Annotated in this window: 24 protein-coding genes; all 24 read right to left on the reverse strand. The window is 43.2% G+C overall.

Features of this window, described 5'->3' with window-relative positions; translation table 11 throughout:
- Positions 1-38: 38 nt before the first annotated feature.
- A complete protein-coding gene (gene dprA, locus HNR43_RS04215; RefSeq protein ID WP_183241582.1) occupies positions 39-926 on the reverse strand; it encodes a DNA-processing protein DprA in 888 nt (295 codons plus the stop codon).
- 61 nt (positions 927-987) lie between these two features.
- A complete protein-coding gene (gene sucD / locus HNR43_RS04220) occupies positions 988-1,890 on the reverse strand; it encodes a succinate--CoA ligase subunit alpha (RefSeq protein ID WP_183241584.1) in 903 nt (300 codons plus the stop codon).
- Between the two features lie 19 nt (positions 1,891-1,909).
- Positions 1,910-3,070: an ADP-forming succinate--CoA ligase subunit beta gene (sucC, locus tag HNR43_RS04225; protein WP_183241586.1), complete on the reverse strand. Its 1,161-nt coding sequence runs from the start codon at positions 3,068-3,070 to the stop codon at positions 1,910-1,912.
- A gap of 118 nt (positions 3,071-3,188) precedes the next feature.
- Positions 3,189-3,455 (reverse strand): EscU/YscU/HrcU family type III secretion system export apparatus switch protein, encoded by a 267-nt coding sequence (locus HNR43_RS04230; RefSeq protein ID WP_183241588.1) that lies wholly within the window; start codon positions 3,453-3,455, stop codon positions 3,189-3,191.
- A complete protein-coding gene (locus HNR43_RS04235) occupies positions 3,452-4,618 on the reverse strand; it encodes a hypothetical protein (protein ID WP_183241590.1) in 1,167 nt (388 codons plus the stop codon). Before HNR43_RS04235 ends, HNR43_RS04230 begins: the two co-directional genes overlap by 4 nt.
- Position 4,619: 1 nt before the next feature.
- Positions 4,620-5,399, reverse strand: coding sequence for a ribonuclease HII (locus HNR43_RS04240; protein ID WP_183241592.1), 780 nt, complete (start codon positions 5,397-5,399; stop codon positions 4,620-4,622).
- A gap of 57 nt (positions 5,400-5,456) precedes the next feature.
- Positions 5,457-6,311, reverse strand: coding sequence for a ribosome biogenesis GTPase YlqF (gene ylqF, locus HNR43_RS04245; protein WP_183241594.1), 855 nt, complete (start codon positions 6,309-6,311; stop codon positions 5,457-5,459).
- A gap of 14 nt (positions 6,312-6,325) precedes the next feature.
- Positions 6,326-6,877 (reverse strand): signal peptidase I, encoded by a 552-nt coding sequence (lepB, locus tag HNR43_RS04250; RefSeq protein ID WP_183241596.1) that lies wholly within the window; start codon positions 6,875-6,877, stop codon positions 6,326-6,328.
- Positions 6,878-6,949: 72 nt separating this feature from the next.
- On the reverse strand, positions 6,950-7,294 hold the full coding sequence (gene rplS, locus HNR43_RS04255; RefSeq protein ID WP_003394943.1) for a 50S ribosomal protein L19: 345 nt from the start codon (positions 7,292-7,294) through the stop codon (positions 6,950-6,952).
- Positions 7,295-7,419: 125 nt separating this feature from the next.
- Positions 7,420-8,157 (reverse strand): tRNA (guanosine(37)-N1)-methyltransferase TrmD, encoded by a 738-nt coding sequence (trmD, locus tag HNR43_RS04260; RefSeq protein ID WP_183241598.1) that lies wholly within the window; start codon positions 8,155-8,157, stop codon positions 7,420-7,422.
- Positions 8,154-8,675, reverse strand: coding sequence for a ribosome maturation factor RimM (rimM, locus tag HNR43_RS04265; protein ID WP_280790527.1), 522 nt, complete (start codon positions 8,673-8,675; stop codon positions 8,154-8,156). The genes trmD and rimM overlap by 4 nt, the downstream gene beginning before the upstream one ends.
- Positions 8,675-9,058, reverse strand: coding sequence for a YlqD family protein (locus tag HNR43_RS04270; protein WP_183241601.1), 384 nt, complete (start codon positions 9,056-9,058; stop codon positions 8,675-8,677). Before HNR43_RS04270 ends, rimM begins: the two co-directional genes overlap by 1 nt.
- Positions 9,059-9,106: 48 nt before the next feature.
- Positions 9,107-9,334, reverse strand: coding sequence for a KH domain-containing protein (locus HNR43_RS04275; protein WP_032099744.1), 228 nt, complete (start codon positions 9,332-9,334; stop codon positions 9,107-9,109).
- A gap of 3 nt (positions 9,335-9,337) precedes the next feature.
- On the reverse strand, positions 9,338-9,610 hold the full coding sequence (gene rpsP, locus HNR43_RS04280; protein WP_004891099.1) for a 30S ribosomal protein S16: 273 nt from the start codon (positions 9,608-9,610) through the stop codon (positions 9,338-9,340).
- Between the two features lie 95 nt (positions 9,611-9,705).
- Positions 9,706-11,046 (reverse strand): signal recognition particle protein, encoded by a 1,341-nt coding sequence (ffh, locus tag HNR43_RS04285; protein WP_032099745.1) that lies wholly within the window; start codon positions 11,044-11,046, stop codon positions 9,706-9,708.
- A gap of 12 nt (positions 11,047-11,058) precedes the next feature.
- Positions 11,059-11,391: a putative DNA-binding protein gene (locus tag HNR43_RS04290; RefSeq protein WP_055441164.1), complete on the reverse strand. Its 333-nt coding sequence runs from the start codon at positions 11,389-11,391 to the stop codon at positions 11,059-11,061.
- 71 nt (positions 11,392-11,462) lie between these two features.
- Positions 11,463-12,461, reverse strand: a complete 999-nt coding sequence (gene ftsY / locus HNR43_RS04295) for a signal recognition particle-docking protein FtsY (protein WP_032099747.1) — start codon at positions 12,459-12,461, stop codon at positions 11,463-11,465.
- A gap of 6 nt (positions 12,462-12,467) precedes the next feature.
- On the reverse strand, positions 12,468-16,028 hold the full coding sequence (gene smc / locus HNR43_RS04300; protein WP_183241603.1) for a chromosome segregation protein SMC: 3,561 nt from the start codon (positions 16,026-16,028) through the stop codon (positions 12,468-12,470).
- Positions 16,029-16,087: 59 nt separating this feature from the next.
- Positions 16,088-16,804, reverse strand: a complete 717-nt coding sequence (rnc, locus tag HNR43_RS04305; protein WP_032099748.1) for a ribonuclease III — start codon at positions 16,802-16,804, stop codon at positions 16,088-16,090.
- A 69-nt stretch (positions 16,805-16,873) separates the two neighbouring features.
- Entirely contained in the window at positions 16,874-17,110 is a 237-nt protein-coding gene (acpP, locus tag HNR43_RS04310; protein WP_003394967.1) for an acyl carrier protein, read from the reverse strand.
- 58 nt (positions 17,111-17,168) lie between these two features.
- The gene (gene fabG / locus HNR43_RS04315) at positions 17,169-17,906 is read right to left on the reverse strand and encodes a 3-oxoacyl-[acyl-carrier-protein] reductase (protein ID WP_032099749.1); all 738 of its coding nucleotides are present in this window, start codon (positions 17,904-17,906) and stop codon (positions 17,169-17,171) included.
- A gap of 2 nt (positions 17,907-17,908) precedes the next feature.
- The gene (gene fabD / locus HNR43_RS04320; RefSeq protein ID WP_183241605.1) at positions 17,909-18,850 is read right to left on the reverse strand and encodes an ACP S-malonyltransferase; all 942 of its coding nucleotides are present in this window, start codon (positions 18,848-18,850) and stop codon (positions 17,909-17,911) included.
- Positions 18,851-18,861: 11 nt separating this feature from the next.
- Positions 18,862-19,851: a phosphate acyltransferase PlsX gene (gene plsX, locus HNR43_RS04325; RefSeq protein WP_183241607.1), complete on the reverse strand. Its 990-nt coding sequence runs from the start codon at positions 19,849-19,851 to the stop codon at positions 18,862-18,864.
- Entirely contained in the window at positions 19,848-20,432 is a 585-nt protein-coding gene (fapR, locus tag HNR43_RS04330) for a transcription factor FapR (protein ID WP_183241609.1), read from the reverse strand. Before fapR ends, plsX begins: the two co-directional genes overlap by 4 nt.
- Positions 20,433-20,484 lie beyond the last annotated feature (52 nt).

Here is a 20,484-nt window from a genome sequence, read left to right on the forward strand (position 1 = left end):
TCATTTGTCAAACATCATTTTTCGATTTTTTCTTTCGTTCATGTAAAAAGGTGTCGAAATTCTTCCGAAATATCCTCACTTGACAATATTAATTTCGCTCCTTGCTGAATTAATCGATTCGTCCCAAGCGCCTCTTTTGTTGTGATGTCGCCAGGAATCGCAAACACTTCTCTCCCTTGTTGGAGCGCAAAATGAGCAGTAATAAGAGAACCGCTTCGCTCTTTCGCTTGTACGACAAGCGTACCGAGCGATAAACCGCTAATGATGCGATTGCGCATCGGAAAATGCCAAGTTTGTGGACGAACAAACGGTGGACATTCGGAAATAATTAATTGCGTTGTCGCTAATTGTCGAAATAATGATTCGTTTTCAGGCGGGTACATATAATGTAGTCCACCAGCAATGACACCAATCGTCTCACCACAGTATTTCAAACATAACCGATGGGCTTCCGCATCGATGCCTTTGGCTAACCCGCTCACAACGACCCAACCGTTTTGAATCAGTGGCGGGAGTACGATGTGCATCGCTGTAATTCCTTGCCGAGTTGGTGTTCTTGTTCCGACGACGCTAATCATTTTTTTTCGCTTAAGCAATGCCACATTGCCTTTCGCATATAGTACCCACGGTGGATCATATATATGTTTTAGCCACTCCGGGTAGCTATCGTCCTTTATTGTTACAATATGAATGTTTTGTTCCTCATATGTTTTTATCATACGTTTCAACTTGTGACAATGCAAATCATGGAAAAAAGCAGTGAAATGTTTTTGAGAAATCGGCAGTAATTGTTGGAGTTGATGAGAAGGAAGTTGAAAAATGGAGGCAAGCGATGGGTCAACATGGAGCAGTCGTGCGATACTTTTCCATCCAATACCACGACAATGATGTAGATGAATGAGCCGTTCGCGAACGGTATCGTACATCCGTACCCCTCCTTTTTTATAAAAATCGTCCTAAGGCTTGTTCCTTAGGACGATTGGACGATTAATGTGTTTTACATTTTTCGTATAAGCCGCGCTCTTTTAGTACAGAAATGAGCGTTTCGCCGATCACAGACGGCGTTTCAGCCACTTTAATGCCGCATGCAGTCATCGTTTGAATTTTTTCTGCGGCTGTCCCTTTGCCGCCAGAAATGATCGCACCAGCGTGTCCCATACGCTTTCCTGGAGGCGCTGTTTGTCCACCGATAAAGCCGACAACCGGTTTTGTCATGTTCGCTTTCACCCATTCTGCTGCTTCTTCTTCTGCTGTTCCACCAATTTCACCGATCATAATGACGGCATATGTGTCTTCATCTTCGTTAAACGCTTTTAATACGTCGATGAAGTTTGTTCCGTTGACTGGGTCACCGCCGATACCAACCGCTGTCGATTGACCGATGCCCGCTTGTGTTAATTGATGTACCGCTTCATACGTTAACGTACCAGAACGCGAAACGATGCCGACATGACCTTTTTTATGAATGTAACCTGGCATAATGCCGATTTTGCATTCTTCTGGAGTGATGACACCAGGGCAGTTTGGACCAATTAAGCGCGTTTTCTTGCCTTCCATGTAGCGCTTCACTTTAACCATATCCAACACAGGAATGCCTTCTGTAATACAAACAACTAAGTCGATTTCTGCATCAACAGCTTCCATAATCGCATCTGCTGCAAATGCCGGTGGAACGTAAATAACTGAGGCGTTCGCTCCCGTTTTTTCAACCGCTTCTGAAACCGTATCAAACACAGGCACACCTTCTACTTCTGTACCGCCTTTTCCTGGGGTCACCCCGCCGACGATGTTTGTGCCATATTCAATCATTTGTTTCGTATGGAACAATCCTTGTGAACCTGTAATTCCTTGCACGATTACTTTCGTCTCTTTATTAACAAAAACGCTCACGTTTCTCCCATCCCTTCTATTAGCTTACTAGCGAAACGATTTTTTGCGCGCCGTCTGCCATCGATTCAGCGGCTGTAATGTTTAGTCCAGACTCTTCTAAAATCTTTTTCCCTAATTCGACGTTCGTTCCTTCTAAACGAACGACAAGCGGAAGGTTTAAGCCGACTTGTTTTGTCGCTTCAACAATGCCGTTTGCGATGACGTCGCATTTCATAATGCCACCGAAAATATTAACGAAAATACCTTTTACTTTCGGGTCAGATAAAATGATTTTAAATGCTTCCGTTACTTTTTCTGTTGTCGCACCGCCACCAACGTCTAAAAAGTTTGCTGGCTCCCCACCGTAATATTTAATAATGTCCATTGTAGCCATCGCTAAGCCCGCACCGTTTACCATGCAGCCGATGTTTCCATCAAGAGAAATGTAGTTTAAATCATATTTTGATGCTTCAATTTCTTTTGGATCTTCTTCATCTAAATCGCGGTATTCTAAAATGTCTTTATGACGATATAGCGCGTTAGAATCGAAGTTGAGCTTTGCATCAAGCGCCATGACTTTTCCGTCTCCTGTCACAACGAGCGGGTTAATTTCAGCGATTGAGCAGTCTTTTTCAACGAACACCTGATATAACCCTAACATAAATTTGACCGCTTGATTGACAAGCTCTTTCGGAATGTTGATATTAAACGCCATGCGACGCGCTTGAAACGCTTGTAAACCGACAGCTGGATCGATGTACTCTTTAAAAATTTTCTCTGGCGTTTTTGCTGCGACTTCTTCAATTTCTGTTCCGCCTTCTTCTGAGCCCATTAAAACGACGCGGGACGTCGCACGGTCAACAACAAGCCCGATGTAATATTCTTTTTTAATGTCGCATCCTTCTTCGATCAGAAGACGTTTCACTTCTTTTCCTTCTGGACCTGTTTGGTGTGTGACAAGCACTTTTCCTAATAGCTCACTCGCGTATGTACGAACTTCTTCTAAACTTTTTGCGACTTTTACTCCCCCTGCTTTTCCGCGACCACCGGCATGAATTTGTGCTTTGACGACACAAACACTACTGCCGAGCTCTTTCGCTGCCTCGACCGCTTCTTCAACCGTAAATGCTACACGGCCGTTCGGTACGCTCACTCCGTAGCTTCTGAGGATCTCTTTTCCTTGATACTCATGAATATTCATACCCCATCCTCCTATGTATAAAAATAAAAGTACTAGCGCTTTCATTGTATAATGATACTTTGTCAGTTGTCTACCATTTAGACAGAAAATTCTTTAACAAAAGAAAAAGAAGCGACGGTCACGAGCGCTCCTCTACCTTCTTTTCTATTTGATAAATAAATGCAAATACTTCAGCAACGACTTTGTACAGCTCTTCTGGAATCGTCTCATTTAACTGCAGTTGTCCGAGCATCGCAGCAAGCGTTTTATCTTCGTAAATCGGGACGTCGTATTGTTTCGCACGTTCAATGATACGCTCGGCAACCATTCCTTCTCCTTTTGCTACAACGACCGGGGCAATATGTTGTTCGTCGTACGATAAAGCAACGGCACGCTTTCGTTTCATACGCGGTAATCCACTCCTTTATACGAAAATGGTTCAACAGGTAATCGTTTGCTTCGCTTGTTCATCGGCGGTTTAACGGAAACAGCAGAAAGCGTGTATCCATGTTCAGCAAGCTTCTCCTTTAGTGACGGCTCAAGGGCAGATGCATACAATTCTACATGGGGCGTGTCGTTGATGATCGAAATATGAACGATGCGTTGTTGAATGTGAACGTCTACAATCGTTTCTTTTAACGTCGCCATCGTCAAATAAAATAAAATGCGACAATAGTCTGTATCCATTTTTCCATTTTCCCGTTGTTTTCCGCGCCATTGAATCGTCACATCTGTTGCGTGCGTCCCGATGAGTAACGGAAATTGAGTAAATATATGTTGGAGAGAATGGTCATTTGTTGATAAAAACTGATATGCTTTCATCCGATCAAGTAATGAGGTAATCTCCGTTTTTAACTCACCTGTTGCTTCTTCTGCTGCTTTTTGCAATAAAACGAACCATTCATCTTGTTGTTTCATCGTTTCTTCAAGCAGTTGTTGAATATGTTCAGGCGAAAAAGAAGAAAGCGTCGGCATATGGCGTAAATAGGAAGAAAGTGTCGCTAACGTTCCTTTTGGATGAGCGCGATCAATGAGCACCGCAAGCATAAGCCGTTGTTCATATAGCGGCTTATCATGCTGTAAAGTGACGAACGCACGAAACACATCATCACGAAGCGGCAAATTGTGCATAAATAGCCATTTGACTGCTTGAGCTTCCTTTTCGCCACCTGTTTGTAACCATTGTCGAATGAGCGCCATGTCATGCTTTTTAAACGAAAATGATTCATCCATCATCCAGCGAACGAGCGCCTTCGTTTGTTCATTCATCGGTAAACGAAAGTGACGGATGACGCTCTCTTCATCTTTCAGCTTTTCTGTATGTTGCAATATTTTTAGCTCAAGCGGAAATGTTTTTTGTACATGAAACGTATATGTGCCGCCTTCTTTGACAGGCGACTGCAGTTCAGCTGTAAGCGTATGACTTCCAACCCGAACGAGCGCTGTTCGGTCTTCGTTTATTTTTTCGATTTTTCCATAGATGATGTCGCCAATTTGAAACGTCGGTGCTTTTGGTACACGTATCGTTTGTGCATCATCAAATAATGTGCGTAGCCATTGAACGTTCATTTCATTCTCCTCGCTTTAATCGCTCGCGAATCGGGGCAAACGAACGACGATGCTCTTCAATGACTCCATATCGTTCAATCGCTTGCAAATGCGCTTTCGTGCCATATCCCATATGTTGTTCAAATCCATATTGCGGATATGTTTCACCTAGTTGCTTCATCATGCGATCGCGCGTCACTTTTGCTATAATGGAGCTTGCTGCAATGGATATACTATGTGCATCCCCTTTCACAATGGATGTTTGCGAAATCGATAGCGGGAGGCTCATTGCATCAATAAGCAAATGTTCTGGAACGATGGAAAGCGATTGAACGGCTTGCACCATCGCTTTTTTCGTTGCTTCGTAAATGTTTAACTCGTCAATTTCGCGTGCGCTGACAACACCAATGCCGATGGCAAGCGCCGTTTGTTGAATGATAGAAAACAATTGTTCACGTTTTGCTTCCGATAGTTTTTTTGAATCGTCTACATAAGGAATATATACATCCTTTGGCAAAATAACGGCTGCAGCAACGACCGGACCAGCTAGCGGCCCTCGTCCTACTTCATCTACGCCAGCAATGTAACGTACCCCTTTATCGTATAACGCCTGCTCATATTGCAACATATGCAAACAACGTTCTCGTTCGCGCTTTTCTTCTTCTTTTTGCTTATACCATTGTTGAATGAGACGTTGAACGCCTTTTCGTTCATCGTGCAATAGTTGTTGAAACCATTCATCTGTTTCATCGTGAATCGTTTGTAGCCTTTTTTTTATTTCTTGTATATTCACCGTCATCACTCCTTACACCTTATATCGACAAATAAACAAAAAAATAAAGGCTCGCTTATGCGAACCTTACGGGCGGTCAAAACTAAGTCGGCCTAATTTTTCTGTACGAATATCGCGCAACACAAGCTCAGCTACTTTATCGTAATCGACGACGCCACCGGCAGCTAAACAGCCACGCTTTTTTCCGATTTCGTCAAATAGTTGAACGATGTCCTCTGGAATATGCGAAAGCACATACCGTTCTTTTAAACGATCGGGATAATAAATAGCTAAAAAACGTAACGCATAAACAGCAACGTCTTGCAAATTTAAAATCGTATCTTTAATCGCTCCCGTCGTCGCAAGCTTTAATCCGACTTCTTCATCTTCAAACTTCGGCCATAAAATCCCTGGGGTATCAAGCAGTTCAAGCTCTTTGCCGACTTTAATCCATTGTTGCGCTTTCGTGACCCCTGGTGTATCGCCTGTTTTGGCAATATGTTTTCCAGCGAGTCGGTTAATGAGCGTTGATTTTCCGACGTTTGGAATGCCGACAATTAACGCACGCATCGCCCGTGGGCGTTTAATCCCCTTGGCAAGCATTTTCTCAAATTTTGGACGCAACTTCTCTTTTGCTACCTCTACAATTTGTTTGACACCAGCTCCGCTTTGTGAGTCGATCGCAAGCGCTTCGATTTGTTGTGCAGCAAAAAAGTCAATCCATTGTTTTGTGACGTCTGGATCAGCCATATCGGCTTTATTTAATAACATGATGCGCGGTTTGTTCGCCACAATTTCATCAATGAGCGGATTGCGCGATGAAATAGGAATGCGGGCATCCACTAGTTCAAATACGATATCAATGAGCTTTAGCTTTTCTGTTACTTCCCGTTTCGCTTTTGCCATGTGGCCAGGGAACCATTGAATCGTCATCGTTGCCACCTACTTTTATTATGTTATTCAACAATGCGAGCATCAGAAAGAGGCCAATAGACGACCGACGTTTTGCCTACGACTTTTTCCATCGGAATAAATCCAATATGGCGACTATCTTTACTATACCGACGATTATCCCCAAGCACAAATAAATGACCTTCTGGAACCGTCTTTCGTCCCCACAATTCTTCAAGTGTAAACGACTCCGTTAATGGGCCATCAAACAGTTGTTTTTTCTCCTCATCTAAGTAAGGTTCTTTGTAAGGCTTTCCGTTGACGTATAACGTATCGTTTTTATATTCGATCCGATCGCCTGGCAACCCAATGACGCGTTTAATATAATCTTTTCCTTCTTCGGCGTGAAACACAATAATATCAAATCGTTCTGGTTCGCCAATTTTATATGCCATTTTATTGACGATCATCCGGTCTTGGTTATGTAACGTCGGCATCATCGATTCCCCTTCAACGATAATCGGGGCAAAAATAAAGTAGCGAATGCCTCCTGCTAACGCTACGGCAATCAAAATTGCTTTCAACCATTCAAACCATTCGTTTTTTTGTTTTTCCATCCTTCTCCCACCTATATGATACATGTTGAAAAAGGAGCTTGATGATCAAGCTCCTCGCAATCATTTCGTTTGTTAGATGATTTCTTTGATGCGTGCTGCTTTACCGCGGAGTTGACGCAAGTAATACAATTTCGCGCGACGAACTTTACCGCGACGAACAACTTCTAATTTAGCAATCTTCGGCGTGTGTAATGGGAATGTACGCTCAACACCTACACCGTAAGATACTTTACGAACTGTAAATGTTTCGCTAATTCCACCACCACGACGCTTGATAACCACGCCCTCAAATACTTGGATACGTTCACGGTTTCCTTCAACAACTTTCACGTGAACGCGCACTGTGTCACCAGGGCGGAATTCAGGAAGATCGTTACGTAGTTGTTCTTTTGTAATTTCTTGAATTAAATGATGCATCATCTTCATCTCCTTCCAACAGATGCTCATGCCTATGTTTATCGTTCATAGCAGCGGAACATCGTTTTACGTGCGACGTAAGTCACAACGTTTATACTAGCATAAAGATGTACCGGATGCAAGAGTTACCGCTTATTTTTTTCCCATTGTTCAATCCATTTTTTTTGTTGTTCCGTTAGTTCATACGTCTCCAACAAGTCTGGTCGACGCAGCCATGTGCGACGCAACGATTGTTTTTGACGCCACTCTTCAATTAAACGGTGATTACCCGAAAGAAGAACATCTGGTACTTTCATGCCACGAAAATCGGCAGGGCGTGTATAATGTGGATGCTCAAGCAAGCCAGAGCTATACGAATCGTGTACGGGCGAATGTTCATTGCCGAGCACGCCTGGAAGCAGACGAACAACGCTGTCGATGACGACCATCGCTGCGAGTTCTCCGCCTGTTAAGACATAATCTCCAATGGAAATTTCGTCTGTGACAAGATGCTCACGAATGCGCTCGTCGTAGCCTTCATAATGTCCGCAAATGAAAATGATATGTTGTTCTTTAGCAAGTTCCTCTGCTTTTTTTTGCGTGTAACGTTCACCTTGTGGACAGAGTAAAATAATGCGCGGACGATGATCGCTTTGTTTCGTTAAATGATCGACAGCATCGAAAATCGGTTGTGGTTTTAATACCATGCCTGCGCCCCCGCCGTAAGGGTAGTCATCCACCGTTTGATGTTTATTATCGGCAAATTCACGAAAGTTGACGAGTTGAAACGTGACTGCTCCTTTTTCTTGTGCGCGCTTTAAAATTGACTCGTTGAACACACCAGTAAACATTGTTGGAAATAAGGTGAGCACATCAATTTTCATTCGTCAAGCAGTCCTTCCATCACATGAATCGTAATCGTTTTGTTTTCTACATCGACTTGTTTGACGACATCTGCAATGTATGGGATTAACACATCCCCACCTTTTTTTCGTTTGACGACCCATACGTCATTAGCGCCCGGTGTTAAGATTTCTTTTACTTCGCCAATCGTTTCACCATCTTCTGTCACGACCGTACAACCGATAATTTCGTGAAAATAATATTCTCCTTCGTTAAGCGGTTGTAATTGGGTTTCTGGTACTTTAATGATTGCCCCTTTAAACTGTTCAACTAAGTTAATGTTGTCGTATCCTTCAAACGTTAATAAATCAAACGTCTTATGAACCCGATGGCTCGCCACTTTGACTTCAATTGGCGGCTTGTTTTCCATAAAAATATATAGCACATTTCCGACTTTATACCGCTCTTCTGCAAAATCTGTGCGTGAAATCACGCGCACTTCACCGCGAATGCCATGCGTATTGACAATTTTTCCGACATGAAACCATTTCACAACGATCACTCCTCGCGTATATCAACAACGATTCCATCTTCAATGATAATCGTTTTTTGAGGCGTCCAACGCTCACCAATGTGAACGTCGATGATCGCCTCTACCTCTCGTTCTTTTATTTCGCTTCCTATCGGTAATATGCGCAATTGTTCGAGCAGGAAATCAAGTTCTGCTATTTTTCGACGGCGAACTTGCATTTCTCGTTCAAACTTTTCTTTAATTTGTTTCGGTGGAAACGATGTTTGCTTTTCCATTCGTTTCTGTTCAAAGATGAGCTGCTCACATTGTTGTTCAAGTTGCTGTTTTTGTTTTGTAAATTGTTGTATAAGTTGTTGCTTGCTTTTTTCTGTCAGTCGTTGCTTCACTTCAACCGTTTGAATGATTTTCATGGCGCACCGCCTTTCTGAACGAAAAAAGGGGAGGTGTCTCCCTCTCCCTTACTCTTCGATGCGTACGTCTATTCGCTTCTTCGACTCATTTGCTGCTTGAACAACGGTGCGAATGGCTTGAATCATTCGCCCGTTTTTTCCGATCACTTTTCCAACGTCTTCTTGATGAAGTGCAATCGCATATGTGATCGATTGTTGTTGTTCCGTTTCGCGAATGACGACGCATTCCGGATGATCGACAAGTGACCGAACAATTGTCTCAAGCAACGTCTTCATATATTACTTTCCGTACTTTAAGTTGTGGAATTTTTCTAAAATTCCTTGTTTTGAAAGCAAGTTGCGCACCGTGTCAGATGGTTTTGCACCGTTTTGCAACCATTTTAATGCAAGCTCTTCGTTAATTTTGATTTCTGCAGGCTCTGTTAAAGGATTGTATGTGCCGATTGTTTCGATGAAACGACCGTCACGTGGAGAACGAGAGTCTGCAACAACGATACGATAGAATGGTGATTTTTTTGCACCCATACGTTTTAAACGAATTTTTACTGCCATGATGATAGCACCTCCGAAAATATTTCACACAAGATAGTATATTAGCAATAAACGTTTTGTTTGTAAAGTGTTTTTTCTTAACACTGTTGTTTTGTTTACATGAACGGGAAGCGGAATCCTTTCTTTTTCCCTTTTGGCATTGTTGTCATCATTTTCATCATTTTTTTCATTTCGTCAAACTGTTTTAACAACCGATTGACGTCTTGAACTGTCGTTCCGCTTCCTTTGGCAATTCGCTTTTTGCGACTTGAGTTAATGATGTCTGGATTCATTTTTTCTTCTTTTGTCATCGAACGAATGATCGCTTCAACGCGGCTAATTTGTTTTTCGTCAATTTGTAAGTTGTTTAAGCCTTTTACTTTGTTTGCACCCGGAAGCATTTTTAAAATTTCATCGAGCGGGCCGAGTTTACGCACTTGCCCAAGCTGTTCTAAAAAGTCGTCAAGTGTAAATGATGCGGTGCGCATTTTTTGCTCGAGCTCTTTTGCTTTTTCTTCATCGACAGCCGCTTGCGCTTTCTCGATGAGCGTCAACACATCACCCATCCCTAAAATACGCGAAGCCATCCGCTCCGGATGAAACGGCTCAAGCGCATCGAGTTTTTCGCCCATACCGACAAATTTAATTGGCGTGTTCGTGACCGCTTTAATCGATAATGCTGCCCCGCCGCGCGTATCGCCGTCGAGCTTTGTTAAAATGACGCCCGTTAGTCCAAGCTGTTCGTTAAAGCTTTGCGCGACGTTGACCGCATCTTGTCCTGTCATCGCATCGACAACGAGGAAAATTTCATCGGGTTTCGTCACTTCTTTAATTTGTTTTAATTCGTCCATGAGCGCTTCGTCAATGTGCAATCGCCCCGCAGTATCGATTAATACGTAATCATGATGTTCTTCTTTTGCTTTTGCGATCGCTTGCTTAGCAATTTCAACCGGACTCACTTGATCGCCAAGCGAAAACACAGGGATGTTCAGCTGCTTTCCTAACGTCTCAAGCTGTTTGATCGCTGCTGGACGATAAATATCAGCTGCGACAAGCAACGGTTTACGGTTATGTTTTTTACGTAATAAATTTGCTAGTTTCCCCGTCGTTGTCGTTTTCCCTGCCCCTTGCAAACCGACCATCATAACGACTGTTGGTGGACGGCTCGCTACGGCAATTTTGCTGTTCTCTCCCCCCATCAGCTCCGTCAATTCTTCTTTCACGACTTTAATGACTTGCTGTCCTGGGGTTAAGCTTTTCATTACCTCTTGTCCGATAGCTCGTTCGCTTACTTTTTTTACAAAGTCTTTGACGACTTTAAAATTGACATCCGCTTCTAATAGCGCTAGCCGCACTTCGCGCATCATTTCCTTTACATCGGCTTCCGTGACTTTGCCTTTGCCACGAATTTTATTCATGACATGTTGCAGACGGTCGGCCAATCCTTCAAATGCCATCGTTACCGCCCCCTACTCTAATTTCTCCAACTCCACAACGATCCTCATCAACTCTTCATCGTTCGGATAGCGTTCGGCTATATGCGCTTTTAATCGATGTAATAGCTTGTGCCGTTGCTGAAACTTTTGAAAGAGCAATAGCTTTTGCTCATAATCTTCTAGCATCGCTTCCGTTCGTTTAATGTTATCATATACAGCTTGACGACTCACTTCGTACTCTTCGGCAATTTCACCGAGGGAGTAATCGTCTAAGTAATAAAGGGACATATAGTTCCGTTGCTTCGGTGTCAACAACGATTGATAAAAATCGTATAAATAGTTCATTCTCGTTGTTTTTTCTAGCATGAAACTCCCCCCTGTTAAGTGAAACGCCTTTACATGACTTTAGTGTATATGTTTTATCCGATGCTGTCAAGTCATTCTCCTTGCGTCTCTTCTCGTTCCATAAACGTTGAAAATAATCCGTACACGAATTGTTCGGCGTTAAACGGCTCTAAATCGTCCATTTTTTCTCCTAACCCAACAAACTTCACCGGAATGTTTAACTCATGGCGGATCGCTAACACAATGCCACCTTTTGCCGTTCCATCTAGTTTGGTGAGCACAATACCGGTAACATTCGTTGCTTCTTTAAACGTTTTCGCTTGGCTCATCGCATTTTGTCCTGTCGTTGCATCTAACACAAGCAACACTTCGTGCGGTGCACCCGGCACTTCCCGTTCAATAACGCGCTTCACTTTTTCTAGCTCTTTCATTAAATTCACCTTATTTTGTAAACGTCCAGCAGTGTCGCACAATAAAATGTCAACATTTCGCGATTTTGCTGCTTGAATGGCATCATACATGACCGCAGCAGGATCTGAGCCAGCTGATTGTTTAATCACTTCAACGCCAACGCGCTCGCCCCATACTTCAAGCTGTTCAATCGCACCAGCACGGAACGTATCGCCTGCAGCAAGCATTACTTTTTTTCCTTCGTTTTTTAATTTGTATGCCAACTTTCCAATTGTCGTTGTTTTTCCAACGCCGTTGACACCGACGAATAAAATGACCGTTAAACCGTTTGGCTGGATGTTTAGTTCTGTCGTTTCGTCCCCGCTTGTTTGATATATGTCAATGAGTTTTTCGGAAATGACACTATACATTTCTTTTGGATCTTGAATGTTGCGGCGTTTTACTTCCATTTTCAACTCATCAATGAAATCCATCACCGTTGCAACACCGACGTCTGAAGCAATTAAAATTTCTTCCAGCTCTTCAAAAAACTCTTCATCCACTTTTCGATAACGAGCGATTAAATCATTTACTTTTCCAGCGAATGAGTCGCGTGTTTTTTCTAAGCCACGCTTAAACTTTTCCGTTACGGTATCCGCTTGTTTTGCAATTTTTTCTTTTAATTTTTTAAAAAAGCTCATCGTTTTTCATCCTTTCCTTTCAGCTGCTTCTTCGAGTCGAACGGAAACAAGTTTCGATACACCTGATTGTTGCATCGTTACTCCGTATAGTACATCCGCTTCTTCCATCGTTCCTTTTCGATGCGTAATGACGATAAATTGCGTTTCGCTGCTAAATGTTTTCAAATATTTCGCATATCGTTGCACGTTTGCTTCATCGAGTGCGGCTTCTACTTCATCGAGCACGCAAAACGGAACAGGGCGAACGTTTAAAATAGCAAATAAAAGAGCGATCGCCGTTAACGCCCGCTCACCACCTGATAATAAGCTTAAGTGTTGTAGTTTTTTTCCTGGCGGTTGGGCGACAATATCGACACCGGTATGAAGTAAATCGCTCGGATCCGTCAGCTGCAAATCCGCTTTACCTCCTCCAAACAATTCGACGAACACACGAGCAAATTGAGCACGAATTTGTTCAAACGTCGTCGCGAATCTTCGTTTCATTTCATCGTCCATTTCGTCAATGACTTGATACAATGTATCTTTCGCTCGTTGTAAATCTTCTTTTTGTTCCGTTAAAAAGCGATGGCGTTCGGAGACACGTTCATATTCTTCGATCGCCCCAAGGTTCACCGTTCCAAGCTCATCAATGGCAAGTTGGATGAGCTTTACTTTTTTTCGCGCTTCTTGGGCAGGGATATGGAGCGGGAACGCTTCTTTCGCCGCTTCAAATGACAACTTGTATTCTTCGCGAAGTTTGTTTAACAAGTGATCGAGCTCCATATCAAAACGAGCGAGCTTCACTTCTTCGTCTTTTAACGTATCGGTTAGTTGTTTATGCTGACGTTTCAATTCTTTTATTTCTTTTTCGAACTGTTCAAGCTTCGTTTGATAGTCTAGTCGCTGTTCACGTCGGCTTGCGATGAGTTGAATCGTTTCTTCTTTTTGCTTCATTTTTTCTTCGCATATTCGTTCGAGTTGTTGCTCATCTTCCGTTTGTTCATTCATATGATAGAGAAGTTGGTTGCGCTCATGCTCCATTTGTGCACGAGTTCGCTTTGTTTCTTCCCATTCTTCGATGAGTCGGCGCACGTGTTGCTCTTCGTTTCTTACATGTTCTTGCTTTTCGGCGAGCGCCACTTTCAAAGCGGTAAGCTGTTCTTGCATTTGTTCTTTTGATTGTTGCTCGAGTTGTTTTTTCTCTGTCCATTGCTTTACTTGTTCGTCAATGTCGGTAATTTTTTGCTCGAGCGTCTCAAGCAATTGCACAACATGATGAAGGCGAGCAGTAAGCTCTTGCTTTTCTTCTTCAAGCGTTTGTCGTTCATAACGATATACAGCGAGTCGCTCGTCCATATGCTTTTTGCGAAGATCGAGTTCCATCCATGCACTTTTTTCTTCTTGTAGCGCCATGCGGCTCGCTTCTAGTTCGGCATAAAGCGCTGTTCGTTTTTGCTCACCCTTTGCAATCGCTTCTTTTTCACGTTGCACAAGCTGTTCAAGTTCCAGCGTTTTTCGCTCAGCATCGCGCCAGTTTGCTGTCACTTCTTCTAGCTCACGCGCACGACTTAATAACGAATTTGTCTGTTTATTTACCGTTCCTCCCGTCATCGCTCCGCCCGGATTCACAACGTCTCCTTCAAGTGTGACGAGACGGTAACGATATTGCAATTGGCGCGCAAGTTCATTTGCTCCTTTTAAATCGCGGGTAATAATGACCGTTCCAAGAATGTTTGTCATTACTTGTTCGTACGCCGCGTCATATGAAATTAAATCGGAAGCGACACCAACGTAAGCTGGATGTTTGGCAATGTCCATACGTACCGATGGAGGAAGCGTTTTTCGTTGAATGACGTTGAGCGGCAAAAATGTTGCGCGCCCATATTTATTTTGCTTTAAAAATTGAATGGCTGCGCGAGCGCTTTGTTCATTTTCCACAACAATATGTTGCGCAGCTCCTCCAAGCGCTACTTCGATCGCTGTCTCTAGCTCAGAAGGCACTGTCATCAGCTCAACGACTGCTCCATGAATGCCTAAGAGGCGATCTTTCGCTTTTAACACTTCTTTTACACCTTGGAAAAATCCAGCGTACTCTTGTTGCATCGCTTCAAGCATTTCTTTTTTTGATTTTATTTTTTGTACATATTGATATGCTTCGTATAACGTTGCTTCTTTTTTGCGATATTGCTCTTTTCGCACCGTTAATTGTTGTTCTTCTATTTGAAGCGTTTGTTCTTGTTTATTGATGCGCACTTGCAGTTTTTGAATGTGTTGTTGTTTTTGCTCCCATTGTTCGACGATGTGCTCGTATGCTTGAATATGTTCATCGTTTGCAGCGATGAGTTGCCGTTGCTTTTCTTCGTTTTTTTGCAGCTGTGTCTCGATATGCATCCGTTCATTTTTTAACGTCGCTTGCTCATGAACGAGATCAATATATTCGCTTTTTAATCGTTCAATTTCCGCCTCCGCTTTTGGACCGTAAGCGGAAAGGACGTTATTTTGTTCTTTTAATTGTGTTTGAAGCATCCGCACATCTGTTTGAAGCTGTTGAAGCAACTTCTTTTTTTCGGCAATCGTCGCTTCAAGTACACGTTCGCGCTCAGCGAGTTGCGCGATCGTCTGTTCGATTTGTTGTTGTTGCTTATGAGCATTGTTTTTTCGCTCTTTTAATAATTGTTTTTTTCCTTCCATTTTTTCGAGTTCTTCGCTCACAAGCAATAACACTTGTTGTAAGCCGTCAATCGATTCATCAAGCGCTGTCAGTTCATGCCGCAACTGAGCGATATGCGCTTCTTCTTTTTGTATGGTCGTCGCTAGTTCCATCTCGTTTTGTTCATGTAAAGCGAGTTGCGCTTTGAGCGCTTCCCATTTTTCATGTAGCTGTTCAATTTCATAGACGATTAAGCCGACTTCATACGTCTGTAATTGTTCTTTTTTCTCGATATATTCTTTTGCAATCGATGCTTGTTGTTTCAACGGTTCAAGCTGTTGATTTAATTCGTGTAAAATATCTTGCACCCGCTGCAAATGATCTTCTGTTTCGCTCAGCTTGTGTTCAGCCTTTTTTTTCCTCATTTTATATTTTAACACACCCGCTGCATCTTCAAAAATCATGCGCCGATCTTCTGCTTTACTGCTTAAAATTTCTTCTACTTTTCCTTGGCTAATGATTGAGAAAGCTTCGCGTCCGACACCCGAATCCATAAACAAATCGACAATGTCTTTTAAGCGGCAAGGTTGCTTGTTAATAAAAAATTCGCTATCGCCTGAACGATAGACGCGTCTTGTGACGCTTACTTCTTCGTATTCGAGCGGCAAAAATTGATCGCTATTGTCGAGCGTTAGCGTCACTTCAGCGACATTTAACGGTTTTCGCGATTCACTTCCTGAGAAGATGACGTCTTCCATTTTTGCTCCGCGAAGCGACTTCGCCGATTGTTCCCCGAGCACCCAACGAATTGCGTCTGTAATATTGCTTTTCCCGCTTCCGTTCGGACCGACGATTGCCGTCATGCCCGGCACAAAATCGATAGAAATGCGATCCGCAAAAGATTTAAATCCGATAGCTTCTAAACGTTTGAGGAACACATATATCCCCCTTTATCTAAAAGATGTGACAGTAAACAAGGCTGTCCTTTCGCACTGGATCAGCCTTGTTGTAATTGTTTTAGCTTAGCTAATGCCATCTGTGCGGCGCGTTGCTCTGCCTCTTTTTTCGAGCGTCCAACTCCAATACCGAGCTCTTCGCCATTTAACGATACGCGCGATACGAATTCTTTATTATGGGCAGGACCTTTTTCTTGTAAAATTTTATATTCTAAAACTCCGCTACCATCACGTTGCACAAGTTCTTGTAGTTGACTTTTGTAATCCATCACATGAGAAAAAGCACCTTGGCGAATTTTCGGGAACATCGTTTTCTCTAAAAATTGTACGACTGCTTCAATCCCTTGATCTAAATAAAGCGCCCCGATAAACGCTTCAAACACGTCCGCTAACAACGACGGGCGCATGCGCCCTCCTGTTAGCTCTTCTCCTTTTCCGAGCAAGACGAGATCGCCAAACGATAGCGCATGAGCGAACGTAACGAGCGACGGTTCGCAAACAATCGCTGCGCGCAGTTTCGTTAGTTCCCCTTCGCTCATTTGTGGAAACTGTTCAAATAAATATTGAGAAACAGTCAATTCAAGAACAGCATCCCCTAAAAATTCAAGGCGCTCATTATCTTCATGTAGCCGCTTCCGATGCTCATTCACATATGATGAATGGGTAAATGCTTGAATAAGCAATTTTTCATTGCGAAAAAAAATGCCGATTTGCTCTTGAAACTGTTTAAATTTCACGTACGGTCGTTGCTTCGACATGCATATGAACCCCCAACTATAAACGTAAAAAGCATAGAAAGCCCCGCTTACAAAACGGGACTTTTCTTATTATGATAGACGGCTTTTTATGTAGTTTACTGCGTCACCGACAGTAACAATTTTCTCCGCCTCTTCATCTGAAATTTCCATATCAAATTCATCTTCTAATTCCATAACAAGCTCAACGACATCAAGCGAATCTGCTCCTAAATCTTCTTTGAATGAAGATTCAAGCGTTACTTGTGACTCCTCAACACCAAGGCGATCAACAATAATTTTCGTTACACGCTCTAACACATCTGCCATTTTATTCACCTCCCCTCAAGTCATTATACTGAATTATATCAGAAAATAAAACGAATTTTTACATGACCATGCCGCCATCAACATGAATCGTTTGCCCTGTCATATAGCTTGCCCCATCTGAGACGAGAAACGCTACAACATGCGCAATATCTTGTGGATTTCCAAAGCGAGCGAGCGGAATTTGTTGCAGCATCGCTTGGCGCACATCCTCGCTTAGTTGATCGGTCATATCTGTCGTAATAAATCCAGGCGCAACAGCGTTGACCGTAATGTTTCGACTCGCTAGTTCTTTTGCTGCTGTTTTTGTTAGCCCGATGACACCTGCTTTCGCAGCAACATAGTTTGCTTGCCCTGGATTACCGCTTACGCCGACAATGGACGCTACGTTCACGATTCGACCGTATCGTTGTTTCATCATCGGACGTGTCACCGCCTTCGTGCATAAAAAGACACCTTTTAAGTTCGTATTGATGACCGCATCCCATTCTTCTTCTTTCATGCGCATAAGCAAGTTGTCGCGCGTAATGCCTGCATTGTTAACTAAAATATCGACGCGCCCCCAACGCTCAAGCACTTCTTTCACCATGCGCTCGACCGCTTCGCTGTTTGCGACATCTGCCTGTACAGCGAACGCTTCGCCACCATGCTCGACAATTTGAGCGACAACTTCATTTGCTTTCGTTTCACTTCCCGCATAATTGACCGCTACTTTTGCACCAAGACGAGCGAGATGCAAAGCAATTTCGCGCCCAATGCCACGTGACGCTCCTGTCACAATCGCTACTTTTCCTTCCATCTTTATTCCCCTTTCACCGCAGCCACCGTCGCTATAAACGAAGCTTCATCAAAAATCGAATAGACGTTGACATGACGGTTTATTTTTTTCACAAGACCGCTTAATACTTTTCCAGGACCGATTTCAATAAACGTATCTACACCTAAATCAATCATCGTTTGTATAGATTGCTCCCAACGAACAGGCGAATACAATTGTTCAACGAGACGATGTTTGATTTCCGTCGGATCTGTCATCGGCTCAGCCGTCACGTTCGAAATGACAGGCACTTTACTTAGTTGAAACGACAATGTGTTAAGCACAGCTGAAAACTGTTCTGCTGCTGGCTTCATTAAAACGGAATGAAACGGCCCGCTTACTTCAAGCGGAATGACCCGCTTCGCCCCTTTTTCTTTTGCAAGTTGCGATGCTCGCTCGACCGCTTCTTTTGCCCCTGAAATGACAATTTGTCCCGGACAGTTTAAGTTTGCTAATTGAACAGGTGATGATTCCGTTGATGCTTCATCGACAACTTGTTGCAATAACGCTTCATCCATACCAAGCACCGCAGCCATCGTTCCTTGTCCTGACGGCACTGCCTTTTCCATCAATTCTCCGCGCTTGCGTACCGCATATACGGCGTCGGAAAACGACAGCACAGATGCCGCAACGAGCGCACTATATTCTCCGAGACTATGTCCTGCGACATAATGTGGAGCAATCCCTGCTTCTTTTACTTTTTGCAAAAATGCGATGCTTGTCGTTAATAATGCCGGTTGGGCATTTTCAGTTTTTGTTAATATGTCTTGTGGACCTTCAAAAATGAGCTGTGACAAAGAAATTTGCAATCGTTCATCCGCTTGGCGAAAAACAGCAGCTACTGCTTCATCTTTTTCCGCCCATTCTTTCCCCATGCCGACCGTTTGTGAACCTTGTCCTGGAAAAATAAATGCGATTTTCCCCATCATGCCACCTCTTATTGTTTTATTTCAGCTACGGATTGTTTCACCGTTTGTACAACGTCATTGGCAACCATTTCGCGCGCTTGGCGCACCGCATGAAAAATAGCGTGAGCATCGGATGAGCCATGTGCTTTAATGACTGGTGCTCGTAAACCGAACAGTGCTGCACCACCATATTCTGCATAATCCATTTTTTTCTTCAATTGCATAAGCCGTGGTTTCAATGCAAGCGCCGCCATTTTGCTAACGACATTGCTTGTCAATGCTGATTTTAACATTGAGAAAACAGCGATTGCCGTTCCTTCGATCGTTTTTAGCGCGACGTTGCCGGTAAACCCGTCAGTAACAACGACATCCGCTACTCCTTCTAATAAATCGCGCGCTTCCACGTTTCCGACAAAGTTTAACGATGTATCTTGTATAAGCTGAAACGCTTTTTTTGCTAATTCATTTCCTTTTTGATCCTCTGTTCCAACGTTTAATAAACCGATGCGTGGGCGACTAATGCCACGTACTTTTTCAGCGTATGCCGCACCCATGAGCGCATATTGCAATAAATGTTCTGGACGAGCATCAACGTTTGCTCCAACATCTAACAATACAAATCCTTTTCCATCAATCGTTGGCAGCGTCGGCGCAAGCGCAGGACGATCAATGCCGTCGATGCGCCCGACGATAAACAGCCCTGCAGCCATTAAAGCGCCCGTATTTCCTGCAGAAATGCACGCATCTGCACGTCCTTCACTTACTTCGTTTGCCATTAATACCATGGACGCCTCTTTTTTACGGCGAACAGCACGGACAGGCTCATCTGTTGCTTCAATCACTTGTTCAGTATGAATAATGGATAATCGTTCATCATTTGTTATGTACGGGCGAATGAGGGTTTCATTTCCAACAAGCGTAATTTCGATATCTTGAAAATGCTCAATCGCCTTTTGTGCACCGATCACGACTTCTTTCGGTGCGTGATCGCCTCCCATGGCATCGATCGCGATTTTCATCTTTCTTCTCCGTCCTTTTTAACAACGTTTGAGCGATACATATGAAATTCTCCTTGAAAAACAAGTTCTTGTCCTACATAACTATTTACTTCGACGACGGTGCGCCCGTTTTCGTTTAAATTTTTCACTTTCGCTTTGGCGACGACGCGCTCGCCTTCTTTGACAGGGCGCATAAAACGAATGTTTGCCTTTGCCGTTAATGCGAGTTCATCGTTAATAACTGCTACAGCGAGCGAATTGGCTTGGGCAAATAAATGATGCCCTCGTGCAATTTGATTACGTTTAAACACATGTTCTTGTTTGACATCAAAAATCGAAATCGCACTTTCATCTAATTGCATATCAATAATTTCCCCGATGACTTCTTCAATAGGCAACGACTTCACTTCGTCAGCGAATGTGCGCTCAGCAACATGTTTAATGCGCTCGCGCAACTCCGGAATCGATAGTTCTAGGCGATCGAGGCGGATCGTTTGAATGCTGACTGAAAATTTTTCGGCAAGCTGTTCGTCCGTAATAAAAGGATTTTCTTCAATCGTTGCTTGCAGTAATCGTTGCCGTTCTCGTTTATTTCTTCTCATGTTCGATCCACCATCCGAATTATTACTAGGTACTAATAGTAGTATATAACAC

It is taken from the genome of Anoxybacillus mongoliensis (assembly GCF_014201515.1).
In the GTDB taxonomy this organism is placed as follows: Bacteria; Bacillota; Bacilli; order Bacillales; family Anoxybacillaceae; genus Anoxybacillus; species Anoxybacillus mongoliensis.

Coding starts and splice junctions, on each gene's coding strand:
- rnc (WP_032099748.1), bottom strand. CDS start 16,804: ATGTCGAAGCAACGACCGTACGTGAAATTTAAACAGTTTCAAGAGCAA.
- HNR43_RS04230 (WP_183241588.1), bottom strand. CDS start 3,455: ATGAAACGAAAGCGTGCCGTTGCTTTATCGTACGACGAACAACATATT.
- HNR43_RS04275 (WP_032099744.1), bottom strand. CDS start 9,334: ATGAAGACGTTGCTTGAGACAATTGTTCGGTCACTTGTCGATCATCCG.
- dprA (WP_183241582.1), bottom strand. CDS start 926: ATGTACGATACCGTTCGCGAACGGCTCATTCATCTACATCATTGTCGT.
- plsX (WP_183241607.1), bottom strand. CDS start 19,851: ATGAAAATCGCGATCGATGCCATGGGAGGCGATCACGCACCGAAAGAA.
- HNR43_RS04270 (WP_183241601.1), bottom strand. CDS start 9,058: ATGAAAATCATTCAAACGGTTGAAGTGAAGCAACGACTGACAGAAAAA.
- acpP (WP_003394967.1), bottom strand. CDS start 17,110: ATGGCAGATGTGTTAGAGCGTGTAACGAAAATTATTGTTGATCGCCTT.
- trmD (WP_183241598.1), bottom strand. CDS start 8,157: ATGAAAATTGATGTGCTCACCTTATTTCCAACAATGTTTACTGGTGTG.
- ffh (WP_032099745.1), bottom strand. CDS start 11,046: ATGGCATTTGAAGGATTGGCCGACCGTCTGCAACATGTCATGAATAAA.
- fapR (WP_183241609.1), bottom strand. CDS start 20,432: ATGAGAAGAAATAAACGAGAACGGCAACGATTACTGCAAGCAACGATT.
- rplS (WP_003394943.1), bottom strand. CDS start 7,294: ATGCATCATTTAATTCAAGAAATTACAAAAGAACAACTACGTAACGAT.
- ftsY (WP_032099747.1), bottom strand. CDS start 12,461: ATGAGCTTTTTTAAAAAATTAAAAGAAAAAATTGCAAAACAAGCGGAT.
- rpsP (WP_004891099.1), bottom strand. CDS start 9,610: ATGGCAGTAAAAATTCGTTTAAAACGTATGGGTGCAAAAAAATCACCA.
- fabG (WP_032099749.1), bottom strand. CDS start 17,906: ATGGAAGGAAAAGTAGCGATTGTGACAGGAGCGTCACGTGGCATTGGG.
- lepB (WP_183241596.1), bottom strand. CDS start 6,877: ATGGAAAAACAAAAAAACGAATGGTTTGAATGGTTGAAAGCAATTTTG.
- HNR43_RS04290 (WP_055441164.1), bottom strand. CDS start 11,391: ATGCTAGAAAAAACAACGAGAATGAACTATTTATACGATTTTTATCAA.
- HNR43_RS04235 (WP_183241590.1), bottom strand. CDS start 4,618: ATGAACGTTCAATGGCTACGCACATTATTTGATGATGCACAAACGATA.
- fabD (WP_183241605.1), bottom strand. CDS start 18,850: ATGGGGAAAATCGCATTTATTTTTCCAGGACAAGGTTCACAAACGGTC.
- sucC (WP_183241586.1), bottom strand. CDS start 3,070: ATGAATATTCATGAGTATCAAGGAAAAGAGATCCTCAGAAGCTACGGA.